Source organism: Robbsia andropogonis (genome assembly GCF_000970345.1).
In the GTDB taxonomy this organism is placed as follows: domain Bacteria; phylum Pseudomonadota; class Gammaproteobacteria; order Burkholderiales; family Burkholderiaceae; genus Robbsia; species Robbsia andropogonis.
Genome location: NZ_LAQU01000014.1, coordinates 96,200 through 111,642, shown reverse-complemented (window position 1 = coordinate 111,642; position 15,443 = coordinate 96,200). Strand labels below are relative to the sequence as shown.

At 54.2% G+C, this 15,443-nt stretch carries 11 protein-coding genes and 2 pseudogenes; 11 read left to right on the top strand and 2 right to left on the bottom strand.

Translation table 11 applies throughout. From position 1 onward, the window contains the following. Positions 1-40: 40 nt before the first annotated feature. A pseudogene (locus WM40_RS14475) lies at positions 41-1,362 on the bottom strand (NAD(P)/FAD-dependent oxidoreductase). 261 nt (positions 1,363-1,623) lie between these two features. Next, on the bottom strand, positions 1,624-2,505 hold the full coding sequence (locus WM40_RS14470) for a GNAT family N-acetyltransferase (protein WP_046153189.1): 882 nt from the start codon (positions 2,503-2,505) through the stop codon (positions 1,624-1,626). A 244-nt stretch (positions 2,506-2,749) separates the two neighbouring features. On the opposite strand from WM40_RS14470, the gene WM40_RS14465 reads away from it, so the two are divergent. From WM40_RS14465 to yfcF, 11 genes and pseudogenes are all read left to right on the top strand, one after another. Further along, the gene (locus WM40_RS14465; RefSeq protein WP_046153188.1) at positions 2,750-3,670 is read left to right on the top strand and encodes a LysR family transcriptional regulator; all 921 of its coding nucleotides are present in this window, start codon (positions 2,750-2,752) and stop codon (positions 3,668-3,670) included. Between the two features lie 197 nt (positions 3,671-3,867). After that, positions 3,868-4,998: a DSD1 family PLP-dependent enzyme gene (locus tag WM40_RS14460; RefSeq protein ID WP_046153187.1), complete on the top strand. Its 1,131-nt coding sequence runs from the start codon at positions 3,868-3,870 to the stop codon at positions 4,996-4,998. Positions 4,999-5,421: 423 nt separating this feature from the next. Then, complete coding sequence (locus WM40_RS14455; protein ID WP_024904712.1) at positions 5,422-6,048, top strand: glutathione S-transferase family protein; 627 nt, start codon at positions 5,422-5,424, stop codon at positions 6,046-6,048. A gap of 695 nt (positions 6,049-6,743) precedes the next feature. Continuing rightward, entirely contained in the window at positions 6,744-8,174 is a 1,431-nt protein-coding gene (locus WM40_RS14450; RefSeq protein ID WP_201779137.1) for an amidase, read from the top strand. 66 nt (positions 8,175-8,240) lie between these two features. Further along, a complete protein-coding gene (locus WM40_RS14445) occupies positions 8,241-8,999 on the top strand; it encodes a DeoR/GlpR family DNA-binding transcription regulator (RefSeq protein ID WP_046153224.1) in 759 nt (252 codons plus the stop codon). Further along, complete coding sequence (locus WM40_RS14440) at positions 8,977-10,257, top strand: Zn-dependent hydrolase (RefSeq protein WP_024904716.1); 1,281 nt, start codon at positions 8,977-8,979, stop codon at positions 10,255-10,257. Before WM40_RS14445 ends, WM40_RS14440 begins: the two co-directional genes overlap by 23 nt. A 9-nt stretch (positions 10,258-10,266) precedes the next feature. Next, positions 10,267-11,223 (top strand): phosphotransferase family protein, encoded by a 957-nt coding sequence (locus WM40_RS14435; RefSeq protein ID WP_046153186.1) that lies wholly within the window; start codon positions 10,267-10,269, stop codon positions 11,221-11,223. Next, complete coding sequence (locus tag WM40_RS14430) at positions 11,139-12,155, top strand: choline kinase family protein (RefSeq protein ID WP_236693521.1); 1,017 nt, start codon at positions 11,139-11,141, stop codon at positions 12,153-12,155. The genes WM40_RS14435 and WM40_RS14430 overlap by 85 nt, the downstream gene beginning before the upstream one ends. Before the next feature lie 217 nt (positions 12,156-12,372). Beyond that, positions 12,373-12,630 carry a hypothetical protein gene (locus tag WM40_RS14425; RefSeq protein ID WP_024904719.1) on the top strand — a complete coding sequence of 86 codons (258 nt, stop codon included), beginning with the start codon at positions 12,373-12,375 and terminating at the stop codon, positions 12,628-12,630. Next, positions 12,627-14,159 (top strand): sodium:solute symporter family protein, encoded by a 1,533-nt coding sequence (locus WM40_RS14420; protein ID WP_046153185.1) that lies wholly within the window; start codon positions 12,627-12,629, stop codon positions 14,157-14,159. The genes WM40_RS14425 and WM40_RS14420 overlap by 4 nt, the downstream gene beginning before the upstream one ends. A 473-nt stretch (positions 14,160-14,632) precedes the next feature. Continuing rightward, positions 14,633-15,265, top strand: a pseudogene (gene yfcF / locus WM40_RS14415) (glutathione transferase). Positions 15,266-15,443: the final 178 nt, after the last annotated feature.

Here is a 15,443-nt window from a genome sequence, read left to right as displayed (position 1 = left end):
TATACCATCGATATGCCAATCCGCTGGATAAATACGAATCTTAAAAATCGGCTATATCCTTAGGCATGACGGTGGCGAAACGTTTTGGGTCAAAGGGCCTCGGGTCGACAATAGGTGTCGAACCCATTACAAGATCCGCAATAAGATGGCCCGCACCGGGTCCTATTCCAAATCCATGACCGCTGAAGCCGGCAGCGAGTACCAGACCAGCGACCTCATTCACTTCCCCTATACACGGCACCCCGTCCGGAGTCATGTCGATATATCCAGCCCAGGATGCCGTCGTGTGACTTTTCCCAAGAGCCGGGCATAGCGCAATGGCTCGACTGTGCATAAGGCGCAGCGCGGTCTGGTCCGGCGTAGGATCCAACACACGCATCCGTTCCATCGGTGTTACTTCATCGAGTCGCCAGCGCTTGAGACTTTCATGCCCAGAACGAACGCCTTCGAGCGTACCAACGCTGATGCTGCGCCAGCGACGCCGGAATAATGGGAAAAAATCTTTGGCGTAACGGAATTTCTGTTGCGTCGGGTCAAACCGTGCCATACCGCTGATGGCCAGTGTGTACGTGTTATCGCTACGCCGGGTAATAGAGACATCCTTGGTATGCACTGCGTCGGGGAGTACACCGCGCGCTACCGCAAGCTCCATGATTGAAGAACGGATGGTTGCTTGCGGCATACGAATGCCGAGTTGCCGACAAAAGGTAGACGCCCACGCTCCCCCGGACAGCACGGCCGTTTTTGTGCGAATGGTACCGTGCTCTGTCACCACCCCCGACACCCGCCCAGCTTCTGTTTCAATACCGCGTGCCGCGCAGTTCTGATGGACCGTTCCGCCTAGCTTCAAAATAGCGCGAGCCACGGCAGGTGCAGCGTTACCAGGATCTGCGGTCCCATCGGTCGGAGCAAAGATCCCGCCTTTCCACTGTTTCTCTGTAAAACGCGCCTTGGCGCTAGCCGCTTGGCTTCCCAGCACTTCCGTTCGAACGCCGGCCGTTTTGGCGAAATCGCACCATCGCGCCCAGCCAGCTCCTCATCACTATTGCTAAGATATAGCAAGCCGCTCCGACGAAATCCAGTTGATTCACCTGATGTTGCTTCGAATTCTTCCCAAAGACGCAAACTATGTGTCGCCATAGGGAGTTCGCGCGCATCGCGATTCTGCTGCCGACACCATCCCCAATTACGGCTTGATTGTTCCCCACCAACGAAGCCCTTTTCAAGCAGCGCCACTTTCATCCCGCGCTTTGCAAGAAACCAGGCCGTGAACGCGCCTATGATGCCCGCACCGATTATCACCACATCCACGCTTCCTGGCAGCGTTGGACTCGATACAACTGGTGTCAAAGGTACTCGCATATAAATACTCTTCCGTTACGGTAGGTTCATGTCGACGATTATCGAATGCAGCTGCTCGGCGTTGATAAAGCGCTTTTTAACGTAACGTTAAACCAAGCTTCATGCTGAACTCGCCGGAATCGATGGTCGACGGCGCCGCGGATTGCGCAATGCCAGCCGCGCCACAGGCAGACAGCAGGTCACCGCGTTTCCGATCAGGTCCCATTCCTCGACATCCATTCTCGATATTGATCCAGCGACTATCCGGTCAAACATCGATATTTAAAACATGGCCTGTGTTACCAGCCCATAAAGCTGGCAGTCCGGATCAGCGGCATCGGGATAAGCCTCCGCAGGCGCGTTAACTACCATTTTATTTACTGTGTCGACGCGTTTCAGACCCTGTTCTATTAGCCAGTCGTTCAACACAGCACCCTTCGGTACATCGAGGCGAATGTATTCGTCGGTTCGTCCGTTAAGCCAATGCGCGATAAGCAATTTTGCTAGTACGTCTTTCGTTGAACGTGGTGCGACTATCGGGCCAACCATGTAACCGCGTCCGAAACGCCTGAACATCGAGAAACCGACGACCTTCCCCGCTTGCGCCAACACCGCGCAATCACTAATCTGCAACAAGGCACGCATCACGGGCTGACGGTCACAACGCGAGGCACGAGATGCAAGCCTCATGACGGTTGCCTCATCTTCGAGCGTGGCTGCACGCACGCACACGTCGTCGGGTAACGCAACCGGCAAGATGTTCGCTACGTTTCCCTGGTGTTGATCGAGCTGTCCGCATACTGAGAAGCCCAATTTCTCATAAAGTGGTTGACCTTCGGGAGTGGCGTGGAGAAATGTCACTCTTGCACCAACTTCGTCAAGAAGTCGTTTCATCAGTGTACGACCTACCCCGCGCCCCTGATGATTCGGCGACACGATAACCAAGCCTAACGAGGCATGCCCGGTCCCATATTTCCAGCATAAAGCGGTGCCGACGATCGCACCGTCCGATACGGCTACAAAGCCGTTCCCGACTTCAAGTGCAAAGTGCCAATCTTCCGGACGATGCGGCCAATGCACAGCGACGGACAAAGCATGCGCCGCCGCTACATCCCCAGGTGTGAATGGACGATAGGAACAGCCGGTAGCATTGTCATCTTTCATATTAGAAACCCTGGCAGCCCAGCCCGCGGAAATAGCACTTTCGACACCCCATACGCAGACGCTTATTGGAAAAAGCTTTGCAACGCTTAGGGCCCCGCCCTATGCGCCGACGGCACGACGTGTTGCGTATACGCTCACGCCTTAGCGAACATTCGCTCTTGAGCGATCCGTGTTAACGCGACTATAGAAAAGAAACGTTTTGTCGGGTTTAATATCTACAAAATTGGGCATTAAGGAGACGTTAATGCTGGAACTTGAAGATATGCGACTGTTTCGCGCATTGGGGTCGGCGAAATCCTTGGCCGAAGCCGCAAGGCTGCTTAACTTGACCCCGCCCGCGGTGACAACCCGTCTCCAGCGCATTGAGGAGCGCCTTGGCGTACGACTCGGAACCCGCGAAGCGCGAGGGTTTTCACTGACTAACGAGGGACAGCGGCTGCGGCAAGAGGCGGTTGATATCCTTGAAAGAATCGATGCGATCGGCGCCGTCGTCTCGGGAAGATCCAATAGTGTTTCGGGCAATTTGCGGGTGGTTGCACCATTTGGCTTCGGCCGCATGCATATCGCACCCGTCATGCAGGAAATGAATCGCTCGCATCCGAACTTGAGCGTGTCTCTCATCCTTTCCGAAAGCCCGCTTGCCGCGGCCGCGGGCGCCGACATTGTGATTTCCATCGGCAATACGAAACCCTCATCCTGGGTTGGCCATTACCTGGCACCCAACGAGCGCTTTCTTTGTGCCAGTCCCAAATATGCCCAACGTCTGTCTCGGCTTGAACACCCTTCAGACCTGGTCCACTACGACTTCCTTGCCCTGCGCGAAAACGACGAAGACGTCACCCGTCTTCGATTGTCCCGCGGCGGTCGTGACGGAAGGCAAGCTGAAAAACCGGTGAATATACGACTCACAGGGCGCTTGTCCTCCAACGATGGCACCGTAATATGCGACTGGGGCATAAAGGGTCTCGGCATCTTTGCACGCTCCGAATGGGAAAGTGCGCAATTTATCTCTTCCGGGAAATTAGTCCGCGTTTTATCCGACTGGCGACTCGAATCGGCGCCCATCATGGCCTTGACGCCCACTCGCACCGGCTTGACCCCAAGGCAAAAGGCATTTCTCGACATCGCCAAAGAGCGACTTGGTTCGGCCCCGTGGCGCAAATAACTCCCTTACAGGCGCGGCTTTTACGATTTCAAAAGCGCACCGCTCCGCCTCATTATCATTTATGCCCGGATAATGCTCACTTTACAGTCGCTAAATCCTTTTATAAAAGCGCTCGCCTACAATTGCCGAATTCGTCCTAGTGCTTCGGCGATGATACGTCCGGGCATTTCCGTCATATTTTAACGCTGAACACAACGATGGCTCTCCACGAAATCTCCACGCCAGCCGCCTTGATCGATGTCTCTCGAATGAGACGCAACATCCATCGCATGCAACAGCGGATGAACGCGCTCGGCGTTCGCTTTCGACCCCATGTGAAGACCACAAAATGCTTGCAGGTTGTTTCCGAGCAAATCGACGCGGGCGCCAAGGGCATCACGGTGTCCACGTTGAAAGAAGCGGAACAATTCTTCGCAGCCGGCATTCGAGATATCGTGTATGCGGTTGGCATGGCCCCGTCCAAACTTGGACAGGCGCATGCCCTGCGGCAAAAAGGGTGTGATTTAAAAATTCTGGCGGACAGCGTTGCATGCGCGGAAGCCATCGTACGTTTCGGCAAAGCGCATGGAGAGGTCTTCGAGGTTTGGATTGAAATCGATGTAGATGGCCATCGCTCCGGCATCAAACCAGAGGACGATACGCTCATCGCGATTGGACGCACCTTGACCGACGGAGGAATGCGCCTTGGCGGCGTACTGGCACATGCGGGTTCCAGTTACGATTTCGATAACGATGAAGACCTATCGAAAATAGCCGAACAGGAAAGAGCCGGCACGGTAAGGGCGGCGACCCGGTTACGCACCGCCGGCCTCCCTTGCGCTGTCGTCAGTATCGGCTCGACGCCCACTGCCCTTGTTGCCACCAATCTGGAAGGGGTCACGGAAGTGCGAGCAGGGGTATACGTGACTTTTGATCTGGTCATGCATAACATCGGCGTCACTACGATAGACGAGATAGCACTCAGCGTTCTGACAACGGTCATCGGACACCAGGAAGAAAAGGGCTGGATCATCGTCGACGCCGGCTGGATGGCGATGAGCCGCGACACAGGCACGAAACGTCAGAAACAGGATTTCGGCTATGGCGCAGTCTGCAATGTGGATGGCGAAGCACTGGGCGGCTACCGCATCGTCGGCACCAATCAAGAACATGGCATCGTAGAGCGGATGGGCGGGGACGACAAGAATATCGTCGAACGCTTCCCAATTGGCTCCATGCTCCGGATTCTACCGAATCACGCTTGTGCAACAGGCGCGCAGCATCCGACGTATTACGCACTGCAGGAAGACGGCTCGGTACATGCGTGGCCACGTTTCTACGGCTGGTAAGCCCTCCCCGTTGTGCAGGCACGAGCATGAGGAAGCCTGTACAAAAAATGCCCTTCGCCGCATTGGGCTCTCCAGAAAAGCAGCCACATGAGTCGGCTTAGAAATCGTTTCGGCTGCGGATACGCTCGGCCTGGCCACCGGAACTAAAGCAGACTACGTAGACTTTTTCGTTTTTTAGATCTCGCCGTGAAGGTCCACCCATACAATCTCGGCAAGGTAAAGTTTCACCTGAAGGAAGCCAGGATCGGGTGCCTGACGCATCGATGACAACGCGGCGCATATCTGATAGCGTCTCAGGTGGTAACCGCACACGGCACGCGCGCTGGCTCGATTATCCATTACCCGACACCATCGCGCCTGCACGCGCTCACATACGACTCCTCAGTTCTGAATGCAGTAATAAAAGAAAGCGAGTTCTACATCATGATCAAGATTCTAGGAAAATCGTCATCAATCAACGTGCGTAAAGTCCTGTGGACATGCACCGAATTAGATATTCCTTACGATCATGAAGAATGGGGCGAAGGACATAAACCCGTAACGTCGCCGGAATTCCTGGCACTTAATCCCATGGCTCAGGTACCGGTCTTGATCGACGGAGAACTGATCACCTCAGAGTCGAATTCGATCATTCGTTACCTGGCCTCCAAGTACGACCCATCGCGCCGATTGCTCCCGCAGACGGGCGTGAACCGCGCGCAAATCGAGAGATGGATGGACTGGCAAGCGACCGAGCTGAATAACGCATGGCGCTACCCGTTCATGCATTTAGTGCGCGCTCACCCGGACTTCGCCTACCCGGACATCGTTGCACGAAGTATCGAAAAGTGGACGGATCACATGGCGTTGATCGATTCGCAACTGCGCAAAACCCAGGCGTTTTTACTTGGCGCGGAATTTTCCCTCGCGGATATCGTTATTGGATTATCCGTCCATCGCTGGTACGCCACGCCGATTGATCATCCCGCCTTCGATGCCGTCCGAACTTACTATGCGCGACTCGAAGAAAGAAAGGGATTCCGCGCATTCGGCAATAACGGGAAACCATAAGGCAACTGATCGTGGCAAGGTAAGAAGACATAAAGAGGAAAATGCTTTGCCACTCTTTTGACAAAAGAAAACGCTTGTCAAAGTCAGCGATACAAAATTTTCCCATATTGCATCGGGACTGTTTGATTCCGTAACGCCATGAAAGCGGTTATCCGTTAGCCGCGTTGGTCGATTTCCAAGAAGGCCGCCCATCCCCGCACCCTCGCACCCGCAGGCCCCATCCGGTAACGGTCATCACGGAATTTCACGACTCCCGTTACTAAATGTGAACACCCAGACCTATTTCACGTCGATCCATTTGCGCGAATACCTAGCTGAATAACGTTCAATCAGCCAAGGACATGTAGATGCATTTGATGGTTGTAAAAGTCTCCACCGCGATCGACTATATCGCACCACACCGGCCCCCATGTTTCGTGGCAGCACCGCGACGCTTCCGATACCTGCCTTTTTCAAAGCCAATCTCGCCGCGCGCTGATTAGCACGTTCCCATCGGCAAGGTCGTCATGACAATCGGCGCCGCCGTAGCAGTTTTCTGTTGCGGCGCGGCGCCACACCCGCTGAAGGTTTCTATTCGACGTACTCACGCCGGCGAATTCCACATTTCCCTCACTTCCAACATTTCCCTTGACTACCGAATTTTGTATGGAGGTAATGTCATCCATAACGATACACGCAGCGATGCGGAGATTCGGATGCTTGATCAACACTGTACCCAGGGAATGCCAGACGTGTTGGCTGCGTCGCGCCAGATTCGAGACGGCAGCCTGACGCCGACCGCGTTGCTTGAGCGGGTATTTGCGGTAATTGAAACCCACAATTCCACATTACGCGCTTTCGGCGACCTGTATCCCGTCGAGGCAGGCGCTTACGCGGAAACGCTGACGCGCGAAGCCGCCGCGGGAAATATCCGCGGCCCGCTTCACGGCGTACCGTTTGGCGTGAAAGATCTTTTCTACACAAAGGGCCTACGTACGACCCGCGGTTCGCTGACCGCTTGCGATTTCGTTCCAGATCAGGACGCGCCGATTATCAGTCGATTGAAGAAAGCCGGCGCGATCATCGTGGGCAAAACGGCGACCACGGAATTCGGTTGGACGGGTACCAGTATCTCACGCGTGTTCGGGAACGGGCGAAATCCATGGAATGCCAAACTCACAAGCGGGGGCTCGAGCTCAGGATCCGCCATCGCCGTGGCAGCACGAATGGTCCCGGCTGCGCTGGGATCCGACGGGGGAGGTTCGGTCCGGATTCCGGGTGCGTTCTGCGGTCTATTCGCACTTAAAGGGACGCTTGGACGCATTCCGACCTGGCCTTGGTCCGCGACGGAAATGCTAAGTCATGCGGCGCCTTTAACACGCACGGTTCGCGACAGCGCCTTGTTATTCGATATCTTTTCAGGCCCTGATGTGCTGGACCATCAAGCACTTCCAGCACCAACAGAATCATACCTGACGCGCTGCGACGAGCCACTTCCTTCACTCCGTATTGCGTTTTGCCCCTCACTTTTCAACGTTGATGTCGACCCCGTCATCGCGAAAGCGGTTGAGACAGCCGTAGCGAAAATCGCTGACAAACTTCCCGTCACCATCGAGGAAACACAGCCGCCATGGCAAGATCCCTTACCGATTTTTGAGACGTTATGGGCGGGTGGTCGCGGTGTGGCCTATGGCAAGACCCTTGCAAACGAACTCGAACAACTCGATCCGGGATTTGTTGACTTAATCGAACGTGCGCGGACCATCAGACTCGAAAGCTATCTGGCCGCGACGCACGGTCGCGCAAAGTTTGCTAATCAAGTGCACGCATTCTTCGATGGCTATGATTTGTTGATTACCCCTACAGTGCCTATCCTGCCTTTCGACGCCGACAGGACTGCGCCCGAGGACTTCGCAAACCACAGAGATAGCATGGTCCCGTGGGCTCGCTGGACGCCATTCACCTATCCTTTCAACTTGTCCGGCAACCCGGCGGCGAATATTCCTTGCGGTTGGAGTCCGGACGGCCTACCAATCGGGTTACAAGTAGTGGGGCGGCGATTTGCCGATGCGGACGTACTGCAGTTCAGTGCGGCTTTCGAGGCGCTTTGTCCGTGGGACGATAAGGCGCCTGCGATTATCTCCTGATAGCTGGATCGGGGAGTCAGGTTCTCATCTTACTTTGCGCACAAGGCGCCCCGAGGAATGTGCACCATGCTCAACCAACCGCGACTGGACGAAATCTTGCGGTTACTCAGCCAGCAGCATCGCGTCAAGTCCATGGATTTGGCGCGGTTATTAGGTGTGTCGGAAGAAACGATTCGACGTGATTTCAAGCTACTTGAAGGCCAGGGGAAGATACGGAGATTACATGGCGGGGCCGTCTTACCCAAGCTGAACGAGGAGCAGCCGCTGCAGGTCCGGAATCGCATCAAGACACAGGCAAAAGTAGCACTGGCAGGCAAGGCAGCAGCACTCGTGCAGGAAGGCATGTCGCTGTTCCTGGATACTGGAACAACGACGCTTGCTCTAGCGCAAAGACTTACCGAATTCTCGAAATTACGTGTGGTGACGAACTCCCTGGACATTGCGCTGCTTCTCACCCACCAGAGTAGTAATCATGTGATGACCACACCAGGCGATGTTCGGCGAAACGATAATGCCTTGATTGGCTCGCACACCATGGAATTCGCGCGTCAGTTTCACTACGACATCGCTTTCATGGGAATAGGTGGGATAGATCTCGAACTGGGTTTCATGGATTACGAAGAGTCTGAAGCGTTGATCAGGCGAACCCTTGTGCGGCATTGCGTTCGCAGTGTCGTGGTAGCGGATGATGGCAAGTTCGGACATCGCGCCTTTGTCAATACGCTTCCCTTCGACGCTATAGACACACTGGTTACCAACCGACCGTTATCTATACACTTCGCTGCCCGGATGGAAAAGGATCATGTTGATGTTGTACACCCCTGAACTCCTTATACCAAGCGACGATGATTTTGCTGAGTTTTCGCGGTTTTTCGCGGAAACATCAACAATTGGCGCGACACAAGGCGGCGGGCTGCATCGGCTTGCGGCATCGCCCGAGGATGGTCGTGTCCGGGATATGTTTTGCGCCTGGCTCAACGCACAGGACTTCATCGTCCACGTCGACCAAGTGGGCAACATCTTCGGTCTGGTGACGTTTGATCAAAACGCACCATACGTTTTGTGTGGATCGCATCTAGACAGTCAACCTAACGCAGGCCGCTTCGACGGCGTATATGGTGTTATCGCCGGTGCCTGCGCAATCGCCAGCATCGCGCGTCATGTAAAACAGAGCGGAACAATACCACGTCGCAATCTGTGCGTCGTGAACTGGACGAACGAAGAGGGAGCACGTTTTCAACCAAGCCTGACGGGCAGCAGTGCCTTTACCGGCGCGATGTCCATTGAGCAAGCGCTGGCATGTACAGACGAGAATCATATTTCGCTAGGCACCGCACTTAAATCGATTGGTTATCGCGGCAGCAGTGCACCAGACATACGTGTGGCGGCGTATGTGGAAATGCACGTTGAACAAGGCACCGCACTCGAAAAAGGGAAGTGCAGTATTGGCGTTGTTCGTAAGACCTGGGCGGCACTAAAGTGGCGCGTTCGTTTCGACGGCGAGCAGAACCACACCGGTCCCACGCCAATGGCATCACGAAAAGATGCATTACTTGCCGCAGCGCACGCTATTGTCGCTGTCCGGGCGGAGGCGGATAAACACGGACTTGCCATGCACAGCTCCGTCGGAAGACTTCAGATATACCCGAATTCTCCGAACGTCGTGCCTTCGAGAGCAACGCTTTTGGTCGAGTTCCGCTCAGAATCCACGGCGCTATTGGCGGACGTTGCCACTCGTTTTCAAAAGACGATAGAAACGATTGCGCGGACTACCGGGACGTTGGTCAGCATCGAAGACAAATCGTTGCGAGACCCGGTCCAACTGCATCGCGCCTTATCCGATTTAGCATATACCGTCAGTGAGCGACTGGATCTCGCCGTTGAAAACAGTGTAACCGTGGCGGGGCACGATGCGATTAGCATGAATCGTCTCTACCCCACCTGTCTGTTGTTTGTCCCAAGCAAAAACGGCCTCTCCCACAACGAAGGAGAGTGCACCTCAGAGCAGGATATGCACAATGGCCTGCGCATGCTGACGGCTCTTCTCCATCAAATCTGCGAACACCCGGCTGAAAGCCTTTGAGGACTTACCGTGGAAAGCCAAACCGTCGAGTCGAAAAGATTACTGGACGCGCTCCTCGCAGCGGGCATCTCAAGCGCGGTTACCGTGCGCGCCGGTACGGCGGGCATTGCCTCCCCCATGCGCCTGGCGACAGAGTGGGCGGGATTTTGGGTCACGTCGGAATCACGCCATTACTACGCGAAGGTACTGTACGAAGATATGATGCCTGTTGTCAGCGCCGACAAAACCGCGAGAGCAACCGAATGTGCCGCACGCACCGGCGCGACGCCCGACGTCAAATTGATTGACGCAAGACGATCTGTGCTTTTGTTCGATGCACTTCCCGCGCCCGAATGGCATTCAGCGCGCGTCGATGATTTGAACAGCCGCGATCGACTGGACGCTTTGTGGAATCTGAAGCGGAAAGTACATCAGGGGCCAACGCCGGATTTCGTGCGCTCGCCCTTCGACGACCTTCATCGTATCCGCGACCTATGCAATACCGCAAGAGTGAGTCTACCCATTGACGCCGCCTGGATTGATGAGTGCGTCGACCTGGCGACTGCGGCGTTGAAAATGGCACCAGGTAGAAGCGTGCCGATTCATGGCGATGGTGTCGCGAGCAACGTCATGATCGGCCCAAACGATGAACTAAGGCTTATCGACTTCGACACGGCCGGCGTATTTGACGAATGGTATGACGTCGCCACCACACTCAATGAACTTTATCAGTTCGAAGACGAATGGCGTACCGGGATTGCGGCATGGGCAGGGCATTGCGCCGAGGTGGACTATGCACGCTGCCGCTTGTATGCGCTGCTAGATGACTGGCTGTGGACGCTTTCCGCTACCTGGTCTGGCGCCACCTCGTCACGACAACTCGAGTTCACGAAGCTAGGGCAATGGACCCTATTACGGTGCCGCCAAACCATCCAGGATGCCCGTTTCGAGAGCTGGCTTCGCCAACTGAAAAAGGCAGCGTCATGAAGAGATTCGGAGAAGCCAGTACAAGTCAAGAACGTCAACTAGAGACGGCCATCGCTCAGATAGACGCATGGCATGGTGCTTCCATTCATTATTCCCCCGTCGGGGGCGGTATTTCAAACATGAATTGGCGTGTCCAAATCGAAGGGGCACCCAACGCATATTTTTTCAAGGTACCTGGCCCGGGCACCGAGATGTTCATCAATCGTCATACCGCCCACGAAGCCAGTGTGAAAGCAGCAGAAACCGGATATGGCGCACCCGTTTTAACTTTCCTGCAGGCGTGTGGCGTAGAAATATTCGAGTTCATGGAAGGCTGGAAGGCCTCAACAAATCTCGACTTCGCCGATGCCCAGGTACGTCACAAAGCATTGCGTGCGCTAAAGGCCTTCAATAACCAGCCGCTTTTATCGGAGACAAAAACAGTTCTCGATATGATCGACGAACATCAGGCTCAGGTTGAAACGCTTGGCGCGCGTACTCCGCCCGACCACGAGTGGTTGTGCAGGCAGTTTGAGCGCGCACGCGCTGCATTGACAGCATCCGGAATTGATCTGCGACCCTGCATGAACGACACACTTGCGGGGAACTTCATGTTGAACCAGGCACGCGACATTCTTTTGGTCGACTTTGAATACGCATCCAATAATGATCCCCATTACGAATTGGCGCTTTGGTTCGGCGAAATGTTCTTCACGCCCGACATGGAACTCGCCCTTGTCGAAGAATATTTCGGTAGCGTGACGTCGCAAACCCTCGCACGCATTGCCGTCAACAAAGCGCTCGCTGATCTGAAATGGGCAACATGGGCCATGGTGCAGCGCGCGATCTCCTGCATCGATTTCGATTTCTATAAGTACGGGGCATGGAAACATATGCGCGCACGCGCGGTAATGCACGATTCGCGTTGGGAGAGTTGGCTGAAGGAGGTTTAAAAAAAATTGAACCGCATTCTTGCCTTCGATACTTGCTCCGTGCCGGGTTGTTAGTCGATGTGATCGCTTCCGTCGTTGATGATTACCAAAATGAATGATGTCCCGTTATGCATAGTTAATATACGTCTTAATTTATTTGTGGATATTGCAATGTATTCATTCAAGAAATGGCTAGTAGTTTACTCGTCGACATCCGCTTCAATGAAGGAGCACTTCAATGAACCAAGTTGATCAGGTCAAACCTAAGAAACTTCGCAACTATTTTTTTGGTGTGTACTTCGCATTGTTGCTTGCGATGGCACTCTTCCCACCGTTCTATCTAAGCGTTAGCGGATCAGCAATCGTTGTTGCTGGGATTCCGCTTCCAATTCTGTACTGGATCGGCAACGCCATATTGGTAGGGCTTGGCGTCTGGGCGCTTTATATCATCGAAAACGTGCAGGACGCGTTACCGGAAGAGGGGCAAATACCATGATCACATCGGGAAACATCAACGATTCCTATATCACATTTGGGATGATTGGCGTATTCCTTGTGCTCATGATTGCCGTCCTATATGCGACGAATCGCAAAAGCACGACTTTCTCGGACTACGCCGTTGGCGGCCGTTCATATGGTCCTTGGTTTATCGCCATGAGCTACACCAACTCCTGGTGGCCGGGTTCAACCTTCACCGCGTTCTTCGCTTTGTCGGTCGGCGGGGTACTCGGGTTCTACGGCATGGTGTATGCGGTTTTAGGCGTGACCGCGATGTATCTGATGGCAAGACGCGCATGGACCTGGGGTAAGCGCTTTGACTTGACCACCCAGCCAGATCTACTTGGCATGCGATATAACAGCGCCACCGTCAAGCGCTTGGCATCCATCATCGGCATTGTCTCGGTTTTTCCGTGGGTCGTCATGGGCATTCAAGCCCTCGCAACGCTCTTCCAGTTCGCGAGCTTCGGTAACTGGACCGTGACGCAATGTCTCGTTGCAGGCGTCGCCACTGTTTTGATCCGACAATACTGGACCGTCAGCATGGGTATGCGCGGCTTGATCATGACCGATATGTTTCAGGGCCTGATCGCCTACGTGTTGTGTGCTGCATTGTGTATCGCATTGTTGATGGGAACGCATACGCCATTCTCGCATTTGTCCCATCTTCCCCCGAAATTGCTGCAAATCCCGGGCGACGCGCATTCGATATATGGTCCATGGTACATGTTCAGCTTGATATTCACCGGGGTAATCGGAGCGATGTGCTGGCCGATGAGCTTCCAACGTATTTACACGGCCAGTGGCGTCCGTGCGGTGAAGAAGGGAACACTCCTGACCATTTTGTTGGTTGGTGGCTTCTACTGCGTTTTGATGCTATTCGCCGCGGCTGCGAGTAATGATCCAAACGTTGCGGCAAATCCGCAGCACGGCTGGTTCCTTGCCTTGATGGACGCTGGCGGTCCGTGGATGCTGGCGATCGCAATTGTCATTGTTCTGGCTGCAAGTATCGGTCACGTGGACGGCTGCGTTCAGGTCTGCGGGACACAATTTGCCAATGACTTGGCCACATGGAATACGAAGCGCACGGACCGTGAACTGACCATTCTTTCGAAAACAGGAATGGCTGTTTTTATCCTGGCGGCAGCTATTCTTGCGTATTTGACGTTTGACTACAGCCGGCTTCAGCTTCTGGCGCAAATTTCATATCAGGGAATCATACAGCTCGCCGTGCCCCTCTTTTTTGGGATATTTTCCCGTCGCGGCAACAAGCAAGGCGCCATCGCCGGGATGGCGGTCGGGATTGCCTGCGCGGTCGTTTTGACCGCGATGTATCCGGATGACATTCCATGGCTTGGTTCCCTGACAAGCGGTATCGTCGGATTGGTTGCCAATTTAACGGTATTCGTGATCTGCGCATTCGCTATCAAACCTTCTCCCGCCGAACAGGCGCGAGTTGCCGCTCTGTTTGAATCGGTAAGGACCAGGGCATCGGTGCATCATGCTACCGACTCCGTAGTGGCGTAATGTGTCGCATCGTCTCTGTCCAGCGCATGACAGGTTTATAGCGATAGCCGTGTCGAGTACGCCGTGGGTATAAACGGATTCTGATTGGCTCCGTGCCATGGTGGTGCGCTTGGGCATTGACGATATACTTTTAATTGACCTCGTCATCGATAGCGATGCATGCACTGGAAAGACCGCGCGGCACCCTATTAGCAGCATCCTTTTGGCGTCAGGACAGATTCTGTTCTTATTGTTGATCGTCGCCATGTGATGCTGCTTCGTTAGCACTCGCACACCTGCCAGCGTCCCACGGCATATCAGCTTTAAATGACAAGTTGTCTTCTTTCAAGGATCGATGCTCGTATCTCGCCATCAAGCAACGTTCCGCCTCCACGGTCAGTCATATGGCAAGATATGTCACGCTGTACGCATCGAGATCGTGACCAGAACGCATCCGACCCCATAAGCGTTGCAAAAAATAACAAGGACCGGTTTTGAAGCAATACCCACTTCACCTCTATGCTGACGCGCAATTTGCCAGCCCGTATGCCATGTCGGTCTTTGTGACCTTGCATGAGAAGCAATTGCCCTTTACGCTTTCGACAGTGGACCTGGACGCTAGCGCGAACCTTGAGCCATATTACGCGACGGCATCGATGACGCGACGTATTACAATGTTGAAGCACGGAGACTTTACGCTCTCCGAGTCATCGGCCATTACAGAATATCTCGACGACACGTTTTTGGAAACACACGTCTACCCCAAAGACCGATACCTTCGGGCGAGAGCACGTCAAATTTAGGCATGGTTGCGCAGTGACCTTATGCCCATTCGCCAAGAGCGTTCAACGGAGGTGATTTTCTATGGTTCGAAGAGCGGCCCTCTTACATCGACTGCTGAATCCGCAGTCCAGAAATTGTACGCAGCGGCGGAAGCACTCGTTCCCGTGAATAAACAGAATCTTTTTGGAGAGTGGTGCATCGCCGATACTGATCTCGCGCTCATGCTAAATCGTCTAATTTTGAATGGCGATCCCGTGCCTGCCCGCTTGAAGGACTACGCCGCATACCAATGGAATCGCCCTTCGTTAAGAAATTGGCTTGCCCTGTCACGCCCGCCGCTTTGAACTTTCAACGTTAGTCGTCGCGATGTGTTTCGGACGAGGCGGTCAGGCGACGTCGCGCAACCCAATCGTTCGTCAATGAATGAATCACTGTGGATTTCTACCGAGTGCCGTCGATTACCAGAAAGTGACCGTCACCGGCAAATCCGGAAAAGGCGCTGGATTGCCAAGTTCCTGTAGC

Bases quoted from the DNA above. Each gene is read 5' to 3' on its own strand.
- WM40_RS14470 (WP_046153189.1), bottom strand. From the start codon at position 2,505: ATGAAAGATGACAATGCTACCGGCTGTTCCTATCGTCCATTCACACCT.
- WM40_RS14465 (WP_046153188.1), top strand. From the start codon at position 2,750: ATGCTGGAACTTGAAGATATGCGACTGTTTCGCGCATTGGGGTCGGCG.
- WM40_RS14460 (WP_046153187.1), top strand. From the start codon at position 3,868: ATGGCTCTCCACGAAATCTCCACGCCAGCCGCCTTGATCGATGTCTCT.
- WM40_RS14455 (WP_024904712.1), top strand. From the start codon at position 5,422: ATGATCAAGATTCTAGGAAAATCGTCATCAATCAACGTGCGTAAAGTC.
- WM40_RS14450 (WP_201779137.1), top strand. From the start codon at position 6,744: ATGCTTGATCAACACTGTACCCAGGGAATGCCAGACGTGTTGGCTGCG.
- WM40_RS14445 (WP_046153224.1), top strand. From the start codon at position 8,241: ATGCTCAACCAACCGCGACTGGACGAAATCTTGCGGTTACTCAGCCAG.
- WM40_RS14440 (WP_024904716.1), top strand. From the start codon at position 8,977: ATGTTGATGTTGTACACCCCTGAACTCCTTATACCAAGCGACGATGAT.
- WM40_RS14430 (WP_236693521.1), top strand. From the start codon at position 11,139: ATGGACCCTATTACGGTGCCGCCAAACCATCCAGGATGCCCGTTTCGA.
- WM40_RS14425 (WP_024904719.1), top strand. From the start codon at position 12,373: ATGAACCAAGTTGATCAGGTCAAACCTAAGAAACTTCGCAACTATTTT.
- WM40_RS14420 (WP_046153185.1), top strand. From the start codon at position 12,627: ATGATCACATCGGGAAACATCAACGATTCCTATATCACATTTGGGATG.